The sequence below is a fragment of the Stenotrophomonas sp. X genome (assembly GCF_055721025.1).
On the sequence record NZ_CM146756.1, the window covers coordinates 2,448,759 to 2,468,125 of the forward strand.

The window sequence follows — 19,367 nt, forward strand, 5'->3', positions numbered from 1 at the left end:
ACGTTTCCGCGATGCCGGGCCGCGGGTGCGGCCCGGCGGCGGGGATTACCACTGGATGCCGGCACCGACGGCCACACCGGCCTCGCCACGGCTGTTGGTCGAACCGCTGAACTTGTAGATCCAGCGGCCGCCTTCGGAGACACCGGAGATACCGACCGCCACGCCCGATTCGCCGTTGTAGCTGCCAGCCGCGATCGAGGCCATGCTGCGGCCCGCCTCGCTCGGCTGCGGCAGCGCTGCGGTGGCCATCGCCGACGCGATACCGGCCGAAGCACGATTGTCGGTCTTGCGCAGGTCGCGCTCGAAGCCGCCCATGCGCTCGTCGGTGTAGGCCTTGGACCAGTCCAGGGTCTGCGCCATGCCCGACTTCAGCTGGTCGACGTTGACGGCATCGGTGCCAGCAGTACCGGCGGCGACGTTGCGCACCGTAGTCGGGCCGCTGCTGGTGCTGCCCAGGGTGACACTGTTGTAGTTGGTCGCGCCGTTCACCGTGGTGTCGTAGCGGATCGTGCCCTGCTGCGAAGCCTGCAGCTGGCGCACGTTGACCGCATCGGTGGCCTGCGAGCCGTCTGCCACGTTGACCACCTGGCGTTCGGCACCGGCGGCACCGACAGAGACCGTGTTGGCCCGGTTCGCCACCGAACCCGCACCCAATGCCACCGAGTTGTCGGCCTGCGCCTGCGAACCATTGCCCAGCGCGGTCGAGTTGGCACCGGCGGCAGTGGAGCCTGCACCACCGGCGGCCGAGTTGGCGCCGCTGGCGGACGGATCGGCCAGGTTGTTGGTGTTGTTGGCGCGGAAGCTGCCCGCCACGTTGGTGATGTTCTGGATCTTCTGGTCGGTGTACTTCTTCGACTCGTCGATGGCGTAGTTCACGCCGTTCTTCAGTTGGCCGACATTGGTCGCGTCGTAGGTGTCCGAGCCGTCGGCAACGTGGGTGATCTTGCGCTCGCTGCCGGTGCTGCCGACCGAGACCTCACCGGCCGAGTTGCTGGCACCGGTCTGCCCGTAGGCGCCGGTGTAGCCGCTCTGTGCACCGACGCTGGCGACCGAACCGGCGCCCAGCGCCACGCTGTTGCCGGCACTGCTGCTGGCACCGTTGCCGACCGCCACGCTGTTGGCACCGGCTGCACTGGCCTGCGGACCGACCGCCACGGCTTCCGCACCGGCTGCAGTGGCTGCGGCCGCCGTTGAGTTGACCGCCAGGTATGCGCTGCCACCACCGCCATTGGTGATGCGTTGGTTGAGGACCTTCAGCGAGCCGTCGACAGCGGTGAAGGCAGCGGTGACGTTGTTGTAATCGCCGCTGGTGAAGGTGCCATCGGTGGCGATGCTGGAGATGCTGAACGTCGGCGCGGTCCACACGTTGGTGGTGCCGTTGTAGGCGGTGGTGCCACCGAAGTAGGTGGCGATGGTGCTGTTCGTGCTGAACAGCTGGTCGCCGGTGATGGCATCACTGCTGCCGGCCAGGATGCTGCCGGCGGCGACGTTGGTGATCTTCACCGCGCCGGTGCCGGTACCCGTCAGCGTCACGCTGTTGAGCACGTTGCCACTGCCATCGACGTCGTACTTCACGGCCAGCTTGTCGATCTCGCCGGTCTGGTCGGCAACGTTGGCCAGCGAGTTGCTGACCGCATCGAACGCGGTGCCGACATCGTTGTAGCTGCCCTTGGTCACGGTGCCGTTGGCGGCGACGTTGTTGATCGAGTAGGTCGGTGCGGTCAGTACGCCGTTGGCATCGACCGCGGCACCACCGCCCAGATGGGTGGCCACCGCCTGGTTGGCGGCAAACAGCTGGGCACCATTGATGGCCTCACTGCTGGTGGCACTGACCTGGCCCGGGCCAAGGTTGCGCAGCGTGGTTGCCGTGCCGGTCTGGCCCAGCGTGGCGCTGGCGTAATTGACACTGCCATCGGCGTTGAGGTCGTAGCGCAGGGCGCCCTGCTCCGAGGCCTGCAGCTGGCCCACGTTGACCGCATCGGTCGCTGCGGTACCGGCCGCCACGTGGGTGACCTGGCGCTCGGCACCGGCAGCGCCGATCGACACCGAGTTGGCACGATCGGCCAGGCTGCCGGCACCCACCGCGATGCTGTTGTCCGCCGTCGCCCGCGCATTGGTGCCCACCGCGATCGAATCGGTGCCACTGGCCACCGCCTCAGTGCCGGTCGAGTTCACCCGCAGGTACTTGGTGCCACCGTTGCGGATGTCGGTGATCTGCGTGTTGAGGTTGACCAGCGAGCCATCGACCGCGGCGAAGGCATCGGTGGCATTCTCATACAGGCCCTTGGCGATGGCACCACCAGTGGAGATCGTGCTGATCTCGAACAACGGTGCAGTAAAGATGCCGCTGGCCGGATCGAAAGCCGCACGGCCACCGAAGAAGCTGGCGATGGCACTGTTGGTCGCCGCCAGCTGGCCACCGTTGACCGCCTCCAGGCTGCCGGCGGTGACCGCGCCAGCGGCAAGATTGCCGATGGTGGTGGTGCCGGTGCCTGCGCCGAGCGTGACCCGGCGATAGTCCGGGTTGCCCGAGCCGTCCAGGTCATAGGTGACCGCTGCGGAGGCCACATCGTCGATCAGACTGATGGCGCCCTTCAGCTGGGCCACGTTGACAGCATCGGTATTGGCGCTGCCCGCGGCAAGATTGGTGATCTGGCGCTCGCCACCACCGGCCGTGCCCACCGACACTTCGCCGGCCGAAACCTGCGGTGCGGTGAGGCCGTAGGCGCTGTAGCTGGCCTGAGCGCCGCGCAGTGCAGCGGAGCGGTAACCCAGCGCGACCGAGTTGGCCTGGTTTGAAGTGGCTTCGGCACCCAGCAGGGTCTGTCCGTTGGCGGTGCCCACGGCACTGTCACCGACGACAACCGAGTGGCCCATGCGGGCGGCATAGTCGGCCGTCGGCACGCCGGTCGGATTGCTGGGATCGTTCACGCCATCGCCGGGGAAGGCGACATTGGCATCGACCTTCGGCAGTTCATGGCGTGCATTGGCACCGATCACCACTTCCTTCGAACCGTTGGCGAAGGCGCCATCGCCCATCAACACCTGGTAGTCCTGCGCGGCGTTGACCGCCCAGCAGGAAATATCGGCCAGCGCGATGTCCAGGCACTTGGCCGCCCACGCCGGCGAATCCTTCGGCAGCAGCAGGCCGAGCAGGCCACCCGGGTTGCCGTTGTTGATGTTGTAGATGTAACTGTCGGAGGTGACGCCACCGATCAGCGTCAGGTGCGAGCTGCCGCCGGTGACCGCACCGCCCAGGCCATTGAGCGTGCTGCCGACCGGCGACAGGTTCACCACCGGCAGACCCAGCACGTTGACCGTCGAATAGGTCTGCATCACGTTGGCGTTGCTGAGCTTGAGATTGCCGTTGCTCAGGTAGCCGTTGCCGCCGAACAGGCTGGTGGTGGTCGGCCCGATCAGCTGGCCGACGTTGCCGACCAGACCGCCGGTGCCGATGATCAGGCCCGCATGCGGATCCGCCGGAGCCGGCGCCTTCGGGCTGGTCGGTGGAATCGCCGAGGGTTGGGTCAGGCCGAGGCTGCCCAGCGTGCCTCCCACCAGGCCCCCCACGGCGCTGCCCAGGTTGCCGACGGTGCCATTGAGATTGCCGTTGAGCAGGTTGCCCACCGCGCTTCCGACACTGCCCAGCGTGCTGCCCAGCACGCCGCCCAGGTCGCCGGTGGGGCTGCCGGTAGTGCCGTTGAGAATGCCGCCCACGGCGCCGCCAACCGTGCCGACCGTGTTGTTGAGCGTGCCGCCCACTGCGCTGCCGATCTGGCCGACGGTGCCGTTCAGTGCGCCGCCCACTGCACTTCCAACGGTACCGACAGTGCCGTTCAGAACACCGCCAACTGCGCCACCGACTGCGCCCACCGTGTTGTTGAGCGTGCCGCCCACTGCGCTGCCGACCTGGCCGACGGTGCCGTTCAGTGCGCCGCCCACTGCACTTCCAACGGTACCGACAGTGCCGTTCAGCGCGCCACCGACTGCGCCTACCGTGTTATTGAGCGTGCCGCCCACTGCGCTGCCGACCTGGCCGACGGTGCCGTTCAGTGCGCCGCCCACTGCACTTCCAACGGTACCGACAGTGCCGTTCAGTGCACCGCCCACTGCGCCACCGACTGCGCCTACCGTGTTGTTGAGCGTGCCGCCCACTGCGCTGCCGACCTGGCCGACGGTGCCGTTCAGTGCGCCGCCCACTGCACTTCCAACGGTACCGACAGTGCCGTTCAGAGCACCGCCAACTGCGCCACCGACTGCGCCTACCGTGTTGTTGAGCGTACCGCCCACTGCGCTGCCGACCTGGCCGACTGTGCCGTTCAGTGCGCCGCCCACTGCACTTCCAACGGTACCGACAGTGCCGTTCAGTGCGCCACCCACTGCACTTCCAACGGTACCGACAGTGCCGTTCAGCGCGCCACCGACTGCGCCGCCAACCGTGCCGACTGTGCCGTTCAGTGCACCGCCAACTGCGCCGCCAACTGCGCCCACCGTGTTGTTGAGTGTGCCACCCACTGCGCTGCCGACCTGGCCGACAGTGCCGTTCAGAGCACCACCCACCGCGCTACCAACTGCGCCCGCGGCACCGTGAAGCGTCCCGCCGACAGCACCCACCGCACCACCGACCAGGTTGCCGACGCCCAGCGCGCTGTGCTGTGCGGCCACCGTCGCCTGTCCGGCCAGCTTCAGATTGCGATCGGCCACGACTTCCTGGCCGTCTGGCGCCTGCACGCGCACCTTGCCGGCGACGCCGGCATCGAACGCGGCACTGATGACACGATCATGGGTTTCACCCGGCAGTTCTTCCTTGGCCGGCAGCGTGACTGCCGCCGTCGCCCGGGCCTGGCCCTGCCCCTCGATGTGATGGCCAGCGACCGCCAGATGCGTGTCGGCCTTGCCGTCGACGGTGGCTTTCAGCCCAGGCAGTGATCCGGCGGCTGCACCGCTGAGGCCGGCGGCCGCCTGGGCACCCGTATCGATCGCAGCGACCTGGCGGCCAGCGATGCCGACCTTGGCCCTGGCGCGCGCATCGGCAGCAACGCCCAGCGGCGCCTGCGCGCCGGGCGCAACGTGCGCAGCCAGCGATGCATCCACCTGTGCCGCCCTGGCCGCAGTGTTGCCCACGCCAACATTGGCGCGGACATCAGCCTCCAGTGCCGGCACGGCCACCTGTTTCGGCACGGTGTTCGCTGCCAGCTTCACCTGCACGGTGGCCGGCAACACGTCACGTACCACCGGCAGCGACGTGGTGTTCAACTGCAGGCCCAGACGAGCATCCGCGCTGATTGCGGGGCTATTCTGCGCCTGCCGCGCGGCGGCAGCCAGGGCCACTTCCGCGTCAACCTTGACCGGCATCGGCTGCGCATACTTTGCCGCGAGTGCTTGCAGGTCACGCAGCGATTGATTGGTTTCCGAGGCCCCTGCGTGACCGCTGGCCAGCGCACACAGCAGTGCCAGGGCCAGGGCCGTGGGCATCAGCAGGAAGGCGCGCGGATCGCGTGCGGCGCTGCCGCCGCTGTCGCCGGTGGCCAGTTCCGAGGCCACAACCAGAGCATTGAGCTGGCGGTTCCATACACGCCGGTAGATGCGGTTCATGAGCATTTCCCCCGTAGGCGAACAACTGGAATGTCAGTGGACTTGCCGCTAGGCAGGTGACTGACATTTCAGCGGTTGCAACGAGGGCGGTGCACTTCAATCCGGCACGGCAATCGCGCATTCCGGCAAATCCACGGCCGGAATCGGCAGCCGGCTATGCATAAGCGGCAACACGATCGGCAAGCGGATACGCAATTCCGGCATAAACACCGCAAAAACCCTTGCCGGGCCTGGATCAGGCCGGTTGGCCGATCTGCGCGGGTGCGCGCATCAGGGTGTCGCGCGGCAGTTCGCCGAATACCTTGCGGTAATTGTCGGCGAAGCGCGACAGGTCCCACAGCCCGCAGCTCAGGGCGATCGCCTTCACCGAGCGACGGCTGGAGTCTGCCATCGACAGGCTGCGGCAGGCCGCGCACAGGCGCAGCATGGAGAGGTAGCGGTTCGGCGAGGTTCCAAACAGGTCCTCGAACGCATAGCGCAGGCCGCGCTCGCTGACGCCGGCGGCATCGCAGATCTCGTTCATGTAGATATTGCGACGCAGGTTGAGCCGCATGAAGTTCTCTGCACGCTGCGCGATCAGATAATGCGTGCGCCGCGCACGGGTGCAGCCCGGGCGATCCGCCGCACCGGCGCCCAGCAGGGCCTGCACATGCTCGTGCAGCAGGTTCTCGGTTTCATCCGGCTGCAGCCCTGCCCCCTGTCCCAGCTGCAGGTGCAGCTGCTGGTAATGGCGCGCCAGCGGCGCGGCGTCGCTGGCCAGGTTGAACAGCGAAAGTGCCTGACCAGCAGGTGGCGTGCTGCGCAGGCTCAGTTCGGTCAGCTTGCGCTGGACGCGGGCCACCGGCACCAGCATCAGGGTCATGTGCGTGCCCGGGCTCAGGGTGAACTCACTGATGCCCTCCGGCATGATCGTCAGCGCCATGCCCGGCGAGAGCGGCACGCCGTGGCACCAGCTCATCGTTTCATCGGTTGCGTGCAGGTACCCCAGCATCGCCCAGTCCGGCGGCAGCATGAAACGGCCACGGCAATGGAAGCCGCAGCTGATGCTGCAGAACAGGGCTTCCTCGTGCACGCGCGAAGCGAACGCCGCCCGTGGCCCGTTGCCATCCAGCAGCAGCAGTTCGACATCGCAGACGCGAAGCACGCCGCTCAGCGTGGCCAGGTCTATCGACCGAAGGCCGCTGTCGTCGCTGTCCTCTACCCCACCATCGACCATGACAGTGTTGTCCCCCCGTTGATCCGCCATCCGCTGCGGCCCCCACTGCCTGACAGGGCGCGCAACGATCCAGAATCCATTTCCGTTGCCACGCCGGCAGCGCCGGCGTCGATGCGATCGTACAAATCAATGCAAGAGCTTGAATACGAGTATGCCCAATAATCGGCAAAGGTAAACCCGCGGCGCTGAATGATGAAACGGGATACACAAGTGAAGAAAATGTCTGAGCAGGTGGCACGGTTTTCGCATGGAACCACAAGGCGAATCACATTATCTACACGACAATGAATCGTTTTGCCTGCGAACGGATTTTCGTCACAAAAACCATCCGGAATTTTCAGGCTTCCGGGGTTTCTGCCGAATTTGCATATAGGTTCCGGTTGCAGCCAACCGCCGTTCAGGCAAAGTCGACATTACGGTGATCGAGCCATCTGATCTGGCCGCACCCAGGGGGACAGCATGACCACGCACGCATCATTGGATGCCTCGACCACCGGCCCCGGGCCGTCCGGTCGCGACCGTGCGGCCAATGTCCCGCCTGGAAACGATCACCCTGCTTGAGCACAGCGGGCCTGTCCCGCCGTGCCTCCTCCGCCAGGACGCGCGGAGGCCCACGGACGATCCCGGCGGAGCCGGGCCACCGCCCAACGCAGGTGTACTGCATCCGCAGACAGGTAGAGGGAGACATTGGTCATGAACGCATCGATCCGCAAATTCCTGAAGGAAGAAGACGGCGTCACCGCGCTCGAGTACGGGCTGCTGGCTGCCGTGATAGCTGGCGTCCTGATTGCGGTCGGCAACGACCAGATCAAGGGGTTCTTCGAAACGCTGTTCAAGAACCTCTCCGCACTGGCCACCAAGGCTTCGGGCTCGACGACCTGAACGGCGACCGCGCGCGGCCGGCAGGGCCGCGACGGCGGCGCGCATGGAACCAGGCGAAGACCGTCCAGTGACGGACGATGGAGTGTGCGATGACAGTGCTGGGATTGTTGGCCATCGGCGTGTGCCTGCGGATCGCGATCAGTGATCTGTATGCCCGTCGGGTGCCCAACACCTGGCTGGTCGCCGCGTGCGTGATCGCCACTGCGGTGATCGTCGTCGGCCAGTTCAGTGCGCCGCGCCAGCCGTGGCTGCCCCACCTTGCCGGCGCGGCGGTCGGCCTGTTGGCGCTGTTGCCGTTCCATGCCCTGCGCTGGATGGGCGCCGGGGACGTGAAGTTCTTTGCCGTGCTGGGCCTGATGCTGGGCTGGCAGGCGCTGCTGCCGGTCTGGCTGGTGGCAAGCCTCGCGGCTGGGTTGCATGCCGTACTGGTGCTGGCCGGTCGCCGCCTGGGCGTGCTGCTGCCCGGTCACCTGCAGATGCAGGTCAATCGCACCAGCACGCAGTGGCAAGCGCATCCGGTGCTGCGTGACATGCAGGCCGCCCGCCAGGGACGACGTGGCATTCCCTATGCAGCCTACCTGGCACTGGCCGCCATCGGCTGGGTGCTGGCCAGCATCTACGGAGGTGCACCATGAACATCCGCAGCCCACGCCTGCAACGCGGTGTCGCCAGCATCGAGTTCGCCCTGATGCTGATGCTCGGCCTGTTGCCGCTGCTGCTGTTCACCTTCTCCGGGGTGATGATCATGGCTGCGCAACAGACCCTGGCCACCGCATCGGCCGAAGGCGCGCGTGCCTCGCTGCGCTACGGCACCGCCAGCGAACGACGCACAGCCGCCTGCGTCGCCGCACGCACCTCGATGCAATGGTTGCTGCAGTTTTCCAAGCAGAACGTGGACTGCAGCGCGGGGGGCAGCAACGCCATCGTGGTGTCGGCACAGGCACCCTGCGCCGGTCTGGCCACGGCCCAGTGCATGACCGTGACGGTCAGCTACGACTACGCCAGCCATCCCTTCCTGCCCGGCACCGCCACGCTCTACAAGTGGGTGATGCAGGCCCCCATCCGCAGCGTCGCGGTCGCGCAGCTCGATCTCGGCAGCGGCAATTGATGATCGGTACTTTGGAGATGGTTCCATGCTCAAGTTGACCCGCATCGCTGCCGTCGCCCTGATCGGCCTGGCCGTGCTGCTGGCGCTGATCGCCTTCATGATCGGGCGCAAACCCGCCGCACCTGCAACGGTCGCGCCGGTCGCTCGCAACGAGACCCAAGCGATCACCGTGGTCGAAGCCGTGGCACGCCTGCCTGCGGGCGAGCCGATCAGCGCCAACGGCCTGCGCCTGGCCCAGCGCACCGCACCCGTCCCCGGCGCCGCTACCAGCATTGCCGCCGTGACCGGCAAGGTGCCGGTGCAGGACATTGCCGAAGGCAGTGTGATCAACGGCAGCGCATTGGCTCAGGGCTTCTCGCTGCAGCTGCGGCCGGGCGAGCGTGCCCTGGCCGTGCCCGTGGACGAACTGGTCGGTGCCGGCAACCGCATCCTTCCCGGTGATTTCGTCGACGTCTTCCTCAACCTGCGCAACGCCCAGCCCAACATCAACAGCCCTGGCGAAGCGGCGCAGACGCGCCTGCTGCTGTCGCGCCTGCGCGTCCTGAGCTACGGCCAGCAGGACATCGTGCCGCTGGCCACAGACACTACTTCCGACAGCGAGGCCGACACCCGCAACGACCCGCGCGCTGCCGACATCACCGGAAGTGGCAGCACGCAGAGCAGCAGCAATGAAGCGCCGCAACCCGCACGCAGCGCGGTGCTTGCGGTACCGGTGGCCGACGCCAACCGGCTGCTGCTGGGTGCGCAGCAGGGCAAACTTTTCCTGGCCCTGCGCAATCCCGCCGATACCGGCCTGCCCGACCTGGCGTTGTTCCCGCAATCGCGCGGAGTGATCGACCCGCTGCGTGGGCTCGACGCCGAACAGCAGCTCGCCCTGCAGCGGCCGGAGAACCACGCCTTTGCCGGTATCGACAGCGACGCGCTGGCCGGACGTGGCAGTGCACCGCCACGCAGCACCCCGGATGCACCGGCGCGCGCGCCGGCGTCACGTCGCAGTGCACCGCGCGCGTCGGGGATCGAGATCATCCGCGGCGACAGTTCCGCATCCCGTGCCTCCCTTTGACCTGCATCGAGTGCATCCATGACCGAACGTCGCCGCCGTCCACGCCTCTCCCTCCGCCAGCGCTGGCTGGCCCTGCTGCTGGTGCTGCTGGCGCCGGCAACGAGCGTGGCCGCCGATGACCTGGTGCTGCAGGCGCGCGAACAGCGTCCCTGGAACCTGCCGGCCGACCTGGAGCGGGTGGCCATTGCCGACCCGGGTGTAGCCGACATCGTGATGCTGCGCGGGCAGCGCCAAGCGCTGCTGGTCGGCAAGACGCCTGGCACCACCACCCTGCTGCTGTGGCACCGCAGACAGGCCGAGCCACAGCGGTTGACGGTACGGGTGCAGAGCGCCGTACAGGGCGCCGCCAGCACCGGCGGTACCGGGCTGGTGTTCACCCAGCAGGACCAGCAGGGCCTCCTGCAGGGAAGCACCGACAGCATGCTCACGCACATGCAGGAACAGCGCACTGCGGCCATGGCGCTGGGCAAGGACGGGATGCTTGCCGATGCGTCCACCATCAACAGTGGGGGCGTGGTCCAGGTCGAGGTCAAGGTGGTCGAGTTCAACAAGACCGCGATGAAGCAGATCGGCATCAACTTCCAGAACCGCAACGGCGGCTTCGCCTATGGCTTCGCGCGGCCCGGCACTGGCCTGCCCGGCAATACCGGCCTGCTGCCCGGCATGAAGGAAGGCAACAGCAGCAACGAGGCCGTGTCGCCGATTTCCTCGGCGTTCCGGCTGGTGTTCGGCTCGACCAAGGGACTGTGGAACGCCGATGTCGAACTGCTGCAGAGCAATGGCATGGCGCGCGTGCTGGCCGAGCCGACGCTGGTGGCACTGTCCGGCCAGAGCGCCAGCTTCCTGGCCGGCGGCGAGCTGCCGATCCTGGAGCCGCAGGGGCTTGGCACCACCACCATCACCTACAAGCCCTTCGGCATCGGCCTGACCGTGACCCCAACGGTACTGGCGCCGAACCGGATCGCGCTGAAGGTGGCGCCGGAGGCAAGCGACCTCGACTACAGCAACGCGATCGTGCTCAACAACGTGCAGATTCCCTCGATCACCACCCGTCGCGCCGATACCACGGTCGAGCTGGGTGATGGCGAGAGCTTCGTCATCGGTGGCCTGGTCAGCTCCAACATCGTCTCCAACGTCAACAAGATTCCACTGTTGGGCGACCTGCCGATCATTGGATCGTTCTTCCGCAACTTCGACTACAAGCGCCAGGACAAGGAGCTGGTGATCATCGTCACCCCGCGTCTGGTGCAGCCGCTGGCACGCAACACCGAACTGCCGCTGCCTGGCGAGCGCGAAGCCAAGCCGCATCTTCCCGAATGGGGGTCGTGGTTGCTGGGGCCGGTCAGCCAGGACCCGGTGCCCGGCTTCTCGCGCTGACTTCCATGACGCCTGCGGAGCCACGCCCATGCCCTACGCCACCGCCCAGCCGCTGCATCCGCAAGGACCGCCGATGAACCTGGTCCTGTACGGCATTGACCGCGAACTGCTGCCCCGGCTGGCTGCCAAGCTGCCGCCGACCACCACCCTGCACTGGCAGGACAGCAGTGCGCCGACGTCTGCGCAGGACCTGCAACGCGCCCCGCAGAGCCTGGTGCTGCTTGACTTCCGGCCCGAGCACGCGGCTGCCTCGAGCGTGCTGGCACAGCAGCTGCAGCAGACCCAACCGGACCTGGCGCTGGTCGCGGTCGGCGCCACCAGCGCCGGCCAGGTCGAAGGCGTGGTGATCGCGCTGCGCGCCGGCCTGCGCGATGTGCTGGACCTGGACAGTGACAACGCTGGCATCGAGGCGGCCCTGCGGCGTGCGCTGTCACCGCGCCCGGCCGCGGTGGCGCAGCACGCGCACAAGGCGCGCCTGATCGTGCTGCTGGGCGTGCGCGCAGGCGTCGGCACCAGTACCCTGGCCGCACATCTTTCGGTGCTGGCGCAACAGACGCGGGCCCTTGCCCAGGGCGATGCAGTGCAGCAGGACGGCCTGCTGATGGAACTGGCACAGCCGTCCGGTGACCTTGCGCTGTACCTCAATCTCGACAGCCGCTTCCACTACGAGGATGCGCTGCGCAACGCCAGCCGCATCGACGCCACCCTCGCACGCACCGCGATGGCGCGCCATGACTCCGGGCTGGTGCTGCTGGACCGTGCCGGCGGCAGTGATGCCGTGCCCCCGTCCGACCCTGGCGCGCTGCTGCAGCGCCTGCGCGGGGTGTTCGCCAGCGTGCTGTGTGATGCCGGCGGCTGCCCGCTGCGGCAGCTGCCGCCGTTGTTGCTGGACCAGGCAGACGAAATCTGGCTGGTCACCGATGCGTCGATCGCCACGCTGGTCTCGCTGGACCAGGCGCTGAAGCATCTTGCAGGCCAGCGCGAGCGCGAGAAACGCCTGCAACTGGTGATCAACCGTCACGACGACAGCAGCGGCATGAGCCCGGAACAGATCGCACGCCGCTTCGAAGTGCCGTTGCTGGCGACATTGCCTGAACGACCGCGCGTGCGCCTTGCCGCCAGCCAGGGCCGCCTGCTGCTGCAGGATGCTCCGCGCGATCCCTACCTGCGTGCCCTCGCCCCGCTCGTGTCACGGCTGGACCCGGCTGCCTGCCCGGTCCAGCCGCATGGCCTGCGGGAAAGACTCTCCCTTGCCCTGGGTGGATCGCAATGGAAGACAAGGTAACCCCGTTCCCGCATGCCGTTGCCCGCCCGCTGCTGCACGAAAGCCCGGGCCACCTGCCGTTCGCACAGACCGAGCAGTACCAGAAGGTGCTGTCGGCCGCGCATGAGCACCTGCTCAACAGCATCGAGGACGAGCGCATCGACATCGATTCCTGGGCCCCGGATACCATCGCCCGCTGGGTGCAGGTACAGACCGTGGGCTTCATCCAGGAATGGCGCATCCCGATCAACGAAGAAGAGATGCAGGTGGTTGCCGAGGGCCTGGTCAAGGAGCTGACCGGTTTCGGCCCGCTGGACGACCTGCTCCACGACCCCTCCATCGAAGACATCCTGATCAACGGTTTCAAGGACGTGCACGTTTCGCAGGGTGGCCAGCTCCGGCGTGCCACCCAGCGCTTCACCGATGACACCCACCTGCTGCGCATCCTGCGCCGCATCCTCGCGCCGCTTGGCCGCCGGCTGGATGATTCCAATCCGATGGTCGATGCGCGCCTGCCCAACGGCGGCCGCCTCAACGCGATCATCTCGCCACTGGCGGTGGACGGGCCGATGGTGTCCATCCGCAAGTTCCGCAAGGACCCGTTCACCCCCGACGAGCTGCTTGCCAAGGGCACCTTCGACGCACCGATGCAGGCCCTGCTGAAGGCAATGGTGCTGGGTCGATGCAACATCCTGGTCTCCGGCGGCACCAGCTCCGGCAAGACCTCGCTGCTGAATGCACTGGCCAGCTACGTGCCACCCAGCGAGCGCGTCATCACCGTGGAGGACACCGCCGAGCTTTCGCTGAACCATCCGCACGTGGTGCGCCTGGAAAGCCGCATCGGTGGCGCCGAGGGCCAGGGCGCGGTCAGCATCCGCGACCTGGTGCGCAACAGTCTGCGCATGCGCCCGGACCGCATCGTGGTCGGCGAGGTGCGTGGCGCGGAAGTGCTGGAAATGCTGCAGGCGATGAACACCGGCCATGACGGATCGATGGCCACCATCCACGCCAACACGCCGCGCGACTGCCTGTACCGCATCGAGATGCTGGCAGGCTTTGCCGGCTTCCAGGGCAGCGAGGACAGCCTGCGCCGGCAGATTGCCAGCGCCATCGACTTCATCGTGCAGATCTCGCGGCTGGGCAGCGGGCGCCGGGTGCTGGTCTCGATCACCGAGATCACCGGGGTCAGTGACAACCTGATCACCACCCAGGAAATGTTCCGCCACGAGGTGCAGATCGACGCCGCCGGCCGCGAGACCGACCGCTGGATCGGCCTGGGCTTCCATCCGCACTCGCACAAGCTGGAGCCGTTCCGCCAGCAACTGCGTGAATCGCTCTACGGGGACTTCTGAGCATGGGCACCGGCCTGCTGCTGGGCGTGTTGAGCATCATCTCGGTGCTGCTGGCGCTGGCCGTCTGGCTATGGGGCACCGCCGCCAGCCGTGAGCAGCGCCAGGCCTCGCTGCAGCATGCCGAGCAACAACTGGCGCGCGGCAGCGCGGCCGGCGCAGTACCGGCCGGGCCTGCCGTTGCGGCGGCCAACGATTCGACCCGCCCGGCCAGCACTGGGACCCGCGTACTGCCGTGGGACGGTGTCCTGCAGCGCGCCGGCCTTCAGCCGGGCTGGAAGCTGCCACTGATGCTGCTGGTGCCGGGACTGGTGCTTGCGGTTGTGGCGGCGATGCGGCTGGGCACGGCCTGGATGTTTCCGCTGACCCTGCTGCTGTACCTGCTGGGCTGCTGGCTGTGGGTGATGCGCCGGATCACGAAGCTGCGCGCGCAGCTGCTGCACCAGATGCCGGACTTTCTCGACAACCTGGTCCGCCTCACCGCGCTGGGCAACAGCCTGCAGGCCGCGTTCCAGGTGTCTTCGATGCAGACCAGCGCGCCACTGCGCGGCCTGCTCGACACCACGGTGCGCTATGCACGCAGCGGCATGGACCTGGATCGTGCATTGAGCCTGGCCGCGCAGCCGTACCGGATGGACGTACTGAAGGTGCTGGCAGTGGTGATCGGAGTGAGCGTGCGCATTGGTGGGCGCGCCGACCAGATCCTGCAACGCATGGGCGATTTCATGCGCGACCTGGAACAGGCCCAGCAGGAACTGGCGGCCACCACCTCGGAAACACGGATGTCGGCCTGGGTGCTGGGGCTGCTGCCACCCGCCAGTGCGGTGCTGATGGCGATCTCCAGCCCGGTGTTCTTCCAGCCGGTGCTGCACGACCCGCTCGGTCACAGGATCCTGCTGATCGCACTGGGCCTGGAACTGCTCGGGGCGTTCCTGCTGTACCGCCTGGCCAAATCGCTATGACCGCCCGCAGCCGCCCCGGAGGTGCCCGATGAGCGCCAGCGCCTGGTTCGCCCTTTCGCTGCTGGTGCTGGCAGCCGGCGTCGCCCTGCTCGGTATCGCCGGCTGGGTGCGCAGCCATCGCGAGCACCGCACCTCAGCCACACTGAAAACCGCCCTTCAGCCGCGTGAAGAAGGCCGCGACGCCGAGGCCACGCGCCGCGACTCGCTGGGCTGGATCGAGCGCTTCGGGCGCTCTCTCAGTGGCGGCCGCCTGGAGGCCGCGCTGCTTGCCAACGAAGACAAGCTGCTGTTGGACCTGGCTGGCTGGAACACGCGCCGCGGTACCGCGATCTATCTCGGCCTGCGCCTGCTGCTTGCCCTGTTGGTGCTGGCGCTGGCGCTGGCGTTCAGCAGCGCGCACGGGCTTGCCAAGGTGATGGTGGTGATCGGTGCGCTGGCGGCCGGGCTGCTGCTGCCGAAGTTCGTGCTGTCGTCGTGGGTCAAGCGCCGCCGCCGTGCGGTCGAGAACGAGCTGCCCCTGCTGATCGACCTGCTGCGCCTGCTGCAGGGCGTGGGCTTCAGCATGGACCAGAGCCTGCAGACGCTGGGCGACAAGCTGCGCGATGCATTGCCGGTACTCGGCGGCGAACTGCAGGAAGCCAATGTGGCCTATACCCATGGCCGCACGCGCGCGCAGTCATTGCGGCGGCTGAGCGAGGTCTACGCCGATGATGACCTGGCCAGCCTGATGCAGTTGATCCTGCAGGTGCATGCGCACGGCGGCGCAGTGCAGGAGCCGTTGCGCCAGTTCAGCCTCCGCCTGCGCGAACAGCGCCGCAACGCGTTGAAGGAAAAGGTCGGCAAGCTCTCGGTGAAGATGACCGTGGTGATGATGCTGACCCTGTTGCCGGCACTGATGCTGGTGCTTGCCGGCCCGGCGCTGGTCGCGCTGGCCACCACCCTGTCCAAGATGGGATCTCCCTGATGCCTGCCCTGCACACCTCCTGCCTGCTGCTTGCCGTCACCCTCGCCGCCCTGGCCAGTGGATGCGCCTCGACCACGCCGAAGTATGTGCGGGCGCCCAGCCTTGCGCCGCCGGAACCCGATCCGCAGGACAGTCGCAACGCCTATCTGGAGCTGATCGAACGCATGCAGCAGCAGGGCGCCTGGTATGCCTCGCTGGCCCATGTGGAGGCCTTCCGCCAGCGCTATGGTGATCGTCCTGCCCTGCGCCTGCTGCAGGCCGACGCACTGCGTGAAACCGGCCAGACCGACGCGGCGGTCGCGCTGTATCGCGCGCTGTCCAGCGGGCCGCAGGCCGCGGCGGCCGCCCATGGCCTGGGCCTGATCGCCGCACGTCGCGACGACGATGCCGGCAGCGAACAGGCGCTGGCGCGCGCTACGCAGCTGCAGCCCTTGAACACCGACTACCTGGGCGACCTGGGCTACGCACGGCTGCGTGCCGGCCGGTTCGATCAGGCCCGCGAGCCGCTGGCCAAGGCCCTGGAGCTTTCACCGGGCAACGCCAAGGCAACGGCCAACCTTGCACTCTGGGCGGTACTGCGCGGCGACAAGGCCACGGCGGAGCGGCTATCGGCGCAGGCCAGCCTCAACGAGGAAACGCGCCGAAGCATCCAGCAGCAGGCCCAGCAGATCCGGACGCGCCTGCAGCAACGACAGGCCGCTGCTGCCGCCAACGCAGCCGCACCTGCACACACGGCCAGCGTCGAGAGTGGCGCTCGTGCATCGGGCGGCGCACGGCTGGCGGGCGAACCCCACCGCGACCCGCGCGACCAACGCGATCCGCAACGCCTGCCACCCTCGATGCTGGAACGCTTCAGCGCCACCGACAACCCGACCGGAAGCACACCATGACCACGATGCGCCAGATCCGACGCCTGTTGCCCGTGCTGTGCTGCCTGCTTGTTGGCGGTGCCGTGCAGGCGCAGCAACAGCCATTGACCGGACAGATGCTCGGTGGCCCCTCGCCGTCGCCAGCGGGCACGGCGCCGATGCGGGCCGAACCGCTCCCCACCGTGGAGTTGGCCGCACCGGCCGCATCCGCCGAGGTGACTGGGGCGCAAGCGTCGACCATCGCAACCGACGTCGCACCTCTTTCAGCACCGCCCGCCGCACCGCGTGCACGCCTGCAGAGCGGCGAGGCGACCCGCAATCTGTTCCGCCTGCAGGCCTCCGGGCAGCAGGCCGGCCAGCGGCTGCCGATCCTGGGTGACCAGGCCACGCTGAGCTATGCGCGTTACCTGAAGAGCTTTGAACACGAGATCCCGGACTTCTTTGAGACCGATGTCTCCTGGTCCAAGGACGCCTCCTCCTCCGGACGCTGAGGTCGGCCATGAAACGCCCACGCCAGTTCAGTTTCAGCCGCGCACGCGGCGGCATGTCGGTCACGATGATGCTGGTCATGCTGGCGCTGTTGGCCATGCTGGGCCTGATCGAGATCGGCTATCTGTTCTGGGCCAAGCGTGATGCGCAGAAGGTGGCCGACCTTGCCGCACTGGCCGGCGCACAGCGACTGGAGCTGTGCAGCCCGGACAACAGCGACAACAGCGCTGCCCGGCAGAATGCGGTGGCCCAGAACGGGTTCGCAGGCACCCTGCAGATCCGCTGCGGCAACTGGAGCGCCAGCCGTGGCACCGGCACCCGCTTCGTCACCAGCGTCGATGCCAGCAATCCCCGCAATGCGGTTCAGGTGATCGCCGAGCGCAGCGTGCTGCCCTTCTTCGGGCAGACTTCCAGCCTGCCCACCGTGAGCGTGCAGGCCGTGGCGCGCCGTGCCGAACCCACCGCGGTGTTTGCAGTCGGCTCGCAGCTGCTAAGGACCAATGGCGATTCTGTGCTGCTGTCCACCCTGCGCCTGGTTGGCCTGGACGTCACCAATGCCACGGTGCTGTCCTATGACGGCCTGGCGCAGGCCAACGTGACTCCGTCCGGCCTGCTGAAAGCGCTCAACATACCGGTAAGCGCCAACCTCAGCGTGGCCGACTTCAATCGCCTGCTGTCGGTCAACAAGATTTCGCTGGCACAGCTGGTCGATGCTACCGCCACCGTGGTCGGCCGTGACTCCGCAGTGGGGGTGCAGCTGCGCGCCCTGTCCGATCTGGTTGCCACCCAGCTGGACATCAACAAGCTCAACATCGTGCTTGGCAGCCAGTCCGGCGGCGGTGGCCTGTTTGCCGAAGTTGTCTCGCCCGACGGCACCGTCGGCAGCGCACTGGAGTCACAGATCAACGTGCTCAACCTGATCAGCACCGCGATCTCCATCGCCAACGATGGCAACGGCGTGGCGGTCAAGGGACTGGACCTGCTGGGCATCAGCATCCAGGCAGGCGTGGTCGAGCCGCCATCGATCGCCATCGGCGGTGTCGGCAGCCGTGCCTACAACGCGCAGGTGCGGCTGATGGCGGACGTGGACAGCAACAACCTGTTCGCGCTGGGGCCGCTGCTGAACCTGCTTGGCACGCGCCTGCACCTGCCGCTGCACGTCGATGTGGCCAACGGCATGGGCACGCTGACCGGTATCCAGTGCGGCGGCAATCCACCCAAGGCCACGATCCAGGTGGACTCGTCGGTGCTGCGCGCCTGCGTCGGCAATGTCGACCCTGCACAGCGCTTCTCCAAGGCCAATGTCTGCGACGCCACGCTGCAGGACGAACAGCTGCTGAAGCTGCTGGGCCAGCCGTTGATCAACGACAGGATTACCCTGCCGGCCCTGACCAGCTCGCAGACCCTGACCCTGGCTGCGGGCGAGACCGGCTCGACCCGGTTCAATCCGCTCGCGATCGGTGACGCAGTGTCGAGCCTGGTGAACGAACTGCTACGGGTGCTGTCGGGCATGCTCAATTCGCCCAAGCAGGGAATGAACGCCAACGACACCGCCAAGGCGCTGGCCGATCGCTACCTGCAGGCGGCCTTTCCGACTGGCGGACGCTACAACGTCGACCAGGTCATCCCGCTGCTGCGCGATGGCGATCCGGCACGCAATCTCGCCCCGCTGGGCAACTGGACGGTGAAGAATGGCGTCCCCAAGCCTTGCCTGCTGGGCCTGACCACCTGCTGGGAAGACGGTTCGGTGTGGACCGGTTACAGGACAACCGTCACCGGCCAGGGCCTGGGCCTGCTCGATGGCCTGCTTGGCTCGCTGGTCGGCGGCCTGCTGATCAACCGCTGCGACAGCCTGCTCGGCAACCTGATCGATTACAACGGCTGCGTGCGCAACAATCTGGCGTCGTACATCCAGACCGCACCGGCCGGCTTTCTCGATGGTGCCGGGGGAACGGGTGTCACCAACCCCGATGGCAGCGTCAGCTGCAGCGGCCTGCTGTGCACCGTGCTGAAGCCGATCCTGGCCGCACTGCGGCCGGTGCTCAACAGTGTCGGCACCCTGCTGACCAACCTGCTGGCCAGCGTGCTGGGCCTTGAACTGGGCCGGACCGACGTCAACGTGCAGTCGATCCAGTGCAGCGCCGCACAGCTGGTCTACTGACCCGTGACGGGCGCCCTTGGCGGCGCCCACACCCATGCTAGACTCCCGGCGGGGAACCACCTTCATAT

At 67.4% G+C, this 19,367-nt stretch carries 14 protein-coding genes; 12 read left to right on the plus strand and 2 right to left on the minus strand.

Going from position 1 to position 19,367, the window contains the following annotated elements; all coding sequences use genetic code 11:
• Positions 1–45 precede the first annotated feature (45 nt).
• Together ACZ75I_RS11335 and ACZ75I_RS11340 are read right to left on the minus strand one after the other, a co-directional pair.
• Positions 46–5,595: an ESPR-type extended signal peptide-containing protein gene (locus ACZ75I_RS11335; protein WP_472957888.1), complete on the minus strand. Its 5,550-nt coding sequence runs from the start codon at positions 5,593–5,595 to the stop codon at positions 46–48.
• A 235-nt stretch (positions 5,596–5,830) separates the two neighbouring features.
• Positions 5,831–6,811 (minus strand): AraC family transcriptional regulator, encoded by a 981-nt coding sequence (locus tag ACZ75I_RS11340; protein ID WP_061479836.1) that lies wholly within the window; start codon positions 6,809–6,811, stop codon positions 5,831–5,833.
• A gap of 693 nt (positions 6,812–7,504) precedes the next feature.
• Between ACZ75I_RS11340 and ACZ75I_RS11345 the strand changes: the two genes are divergently transcribed.
• The 12 genes from ACZ75I_RS11345 to ACZ75I_RS11400 all read left to right on the plus strand — a co-directional run bounded on the left by ACZ75I_RS11345 (position 7,505) and on the right by ACZ75I_RS11400 (position 19,299).
• Positions 7,505–7,693 (plus strand): Flp family type IVb pilin, encoded by a 189-nt coding sequence (locus tag ACZ75I_RS11345; protein WP_005416979.1) that lies wholly within the window; start codon positions 7,505–7,507, stop codon positions 7,691–7,693.
• An 89-nt stretch (positions 7,694–7,782) separates the two neighbouring features.
• On the plus strand, positions 7,783–8,328 hold the full coding sequence (locus ACZ75I_RS11350; RefSeq protein WP_134969148.1) for an A24 family peptidase: 546 nt from the start codon (positions 7,783–7,785) through the stop codon (positions 8,326–8,328).
• On the plus strand, positions 8,325–8,801 hold the full coding sequence (locus tag ACZ75I_RS11355; RefSeq protein ID WP_061479834.1) for a TadE/TadG family type IV pilus assembly protein: 477 nt from the start codon (positions 8,325–8,327) through the stop codon (positions 8,799–8,801). Before ACZ75I_RS11350 ends, ACZ75I_RS11355 begins: the two co-directional genes overlap by 4 nt.
• A 25-nt stretch (positions 8,802–8,826) precedes the next feature.
• Complete coding sequence (gene cpaB, locus ACZ75I_RS11360) at positions 8,827–9,864, plus strand: Flp pilus assembly protein CpaB (protein WP_472957891.1); 1,038 nt, start codon at positions 8,827–8,829, stop codon at positions 9,862–9,864.
• 18 nt (positions 9,865–9,882) lie between these two features.
• Positions 9,883–11,241 (plus strand): type II and III secretion system protein family protein, encoded by a 1,359-nt coding sequence (locus ACZ75I_RS11365; protein ID WP_111200617.1) that lies wholly within the window; start codon positions 9,883–9,885, stop codon positions 11,239–11,241.
• 28 nt (positions 11,242–11,269) lie between these two features.
• A complete protein-coding gene (locus tag ACZ75I_RS11370) occupies positions 11,270–12,526 on the plus strand; it encodes an AAA family ATPase (RefSeq protein WP_472957893.1) in 1,257 nt (418 codons plus the stop codon).
• Positions 12,511–13,857, plus strand: coding sequence for a CpaF family protein (locus ACZ75I_RS11375; RefSeq protein WP_061479830.1), 1,347 nt, complete (start codon positions 12,511–12,513; stop codon positions 13,855–13,857). Before ACZ75I_RS11370 ends, ACZ75I_RS11375 begins: the two co-directional genes overlap by 16 nt.
• 2 nt (positions 13,858–13,859) lie before the next feature.
• A complete protein-coding gene (locus ACZ75I_RS11380; protein ID WP_472957895.1) occupies positions 13,860–14,816 on the plus strand; it encodes a type II secretion system F family protein in 957 nt (318 codons plus the stop codon).
• Positions 14,817–14,844: 28 nt separating this feature from the next.
• On the plus strand, positions 14,845–15,780 hold the full coding sequence (locus tag ACZ75I_RS11385) for a type II secretion system F family protein (protein WP_472957896.1): 936 nt from the start codon (positions 14,845–14,847) through the stop codon (positions 15,778–15,780).
• Positions 15,780–16,670 carry a tetratricopeptide repeat protein gene (locus ACZ75I_RS11390; RefSeq protein ID WP_180869654.1) on the plus strand — a complete coding sequence of 297 codons (891 nt, stop codon included), beginning with the start codon at positions 15,780–15,782 and terminating at the stop codon, positions 16,668–16,670. Before ACZ75I_RS11385 ends, ACZ75I_RS11390 begins: the two co-directional genes overlap by 1 nt.
• Positions 16,667–17,140, plus strand: a complete 474-nt coding sequence (locus tag ACZ75I_RS11395) for a DUF3613 domain-containing protein (RefSeq protein WP_472957897.1) — start codon at positions 16,667–16,669, stop codon at positions 17,138–17,140. The genes ACZ75I_RS11390 and ACZ75I_RS11395 overlap by 4 nt, the downstream gene beginning before the upstream one ends.
• 8 nt (positions 17,141–17,148) lie before the next feature.
• Positions 17,149–19,299, plus strand: a complete 2,151-nt coding sequence (locus tag ACZ75I_RS11400; RefSeq protein ID WP_180869650.1) for a TadG family pilus assembly protein — start codon at positions 17,149–17,151, stop codon at positions 19,297–19,299.
• The last annotated feature ends 68 nt before the right edge of the window (positions 19,300–19,367 follow it).

Coding starts and splice junctions, on each gene's coding strand:
- ACZ75I_RS11335 (WP_472957888.1), bottom strand. CDS start 5,595: ATGAACCGCATCTACCGGCGTGTATGGAACCGCCAGCTCAATGCTCTG.
- ACZ75I_RS11350 (WP_134969148.1), top strand. CDS start 7,783: ATGACAGTGCTGGGATTGTTGGCCATCGGCGTGTGCCTGCGGATCGCG.
- ACZ75I_RS11385 (WP_472957896.1), top strand. CDS start 14,845: ATGAGCGCCAGCGCCTGGTTCGCCCTTTCGCTGCTGGTGCTGGCAGCC.
- ACZ75I_RS11390 (WP_180869654.1), top strand. CDS start 15,780: ATGCCTGCCCTGCACACCTCCTGCCTGCTGCTTGCCGTCACCCTCGCC.
- ACZ75I_RS11370 (WP_472957893.1), top strand. CDS start 11,270: ATGCCCTACGCCACCGCCCAGCCGCTGCATCCGCAAGGACCGCCGATG.
- ACZ75I_RS11345 (WP_005416979.1), top strand. CDS start 7,505: ATGAACGCATCGATCCGCAAATTCCTGAAGGAAGAAGACGGCGTCACC.
- ACZ75I_RS11400 (WP_180869650.1), top strand. CDS start 17,149: ATGAAACGCCCACGCCAGTTCAGTTTCAGCCGCGCACGCGGCGGCATG.
- cpaB (WP_472957891.1), top strand. CDS start 8,827: ATGCTCAAGTTGACCCGCATCGCTGCCGTCGCCCTGATCGGCCTGGCC.
- ACZ75I_RS11340 (WP_061479836.1), bottom strand. CDS start 6,811: ATGGTCGATGGTGGGGTAGAGGACAGCGACGACAGCGGCCTTCGGTCG.
- ACZ75I_RS11355 (WP_061479834.1), top strand. CDS start 8,325: ATGAACATCCGCAGCCCACGCCTGCAACGCGGTGTCGCCAGCATCGAG.
- ACZ75I_RS11365 (WP_111200617.1), top strand. CDS start 9,883: ATGACCGAACGTCGCCGCCGTCCACGCCTCTCCCTCCGCCAGCGCTGG.
- ACZ75I_RS11395 (WP_472957897.1), top strand. CDS start 16,667: ATGACCACGATGCGCCAGATCCGACGCCTGTTGCCCGTGCTGTGCTGC.
- ACZ75I_RS11380 (WP_472957895.1), top strand. CDS start 13,860: ATGGGCACCGGCCTGCTGCTGGGCGTGTTGAGCATCATCTCGGTGCTG.
- ACZ75I_RS11375 (WP_061479830.1), top strand. CDS start 12,511: ATGGAAGACAAGGTAACCCCGTTCCCGCATGCCGTTGCCCGCCCGCTG.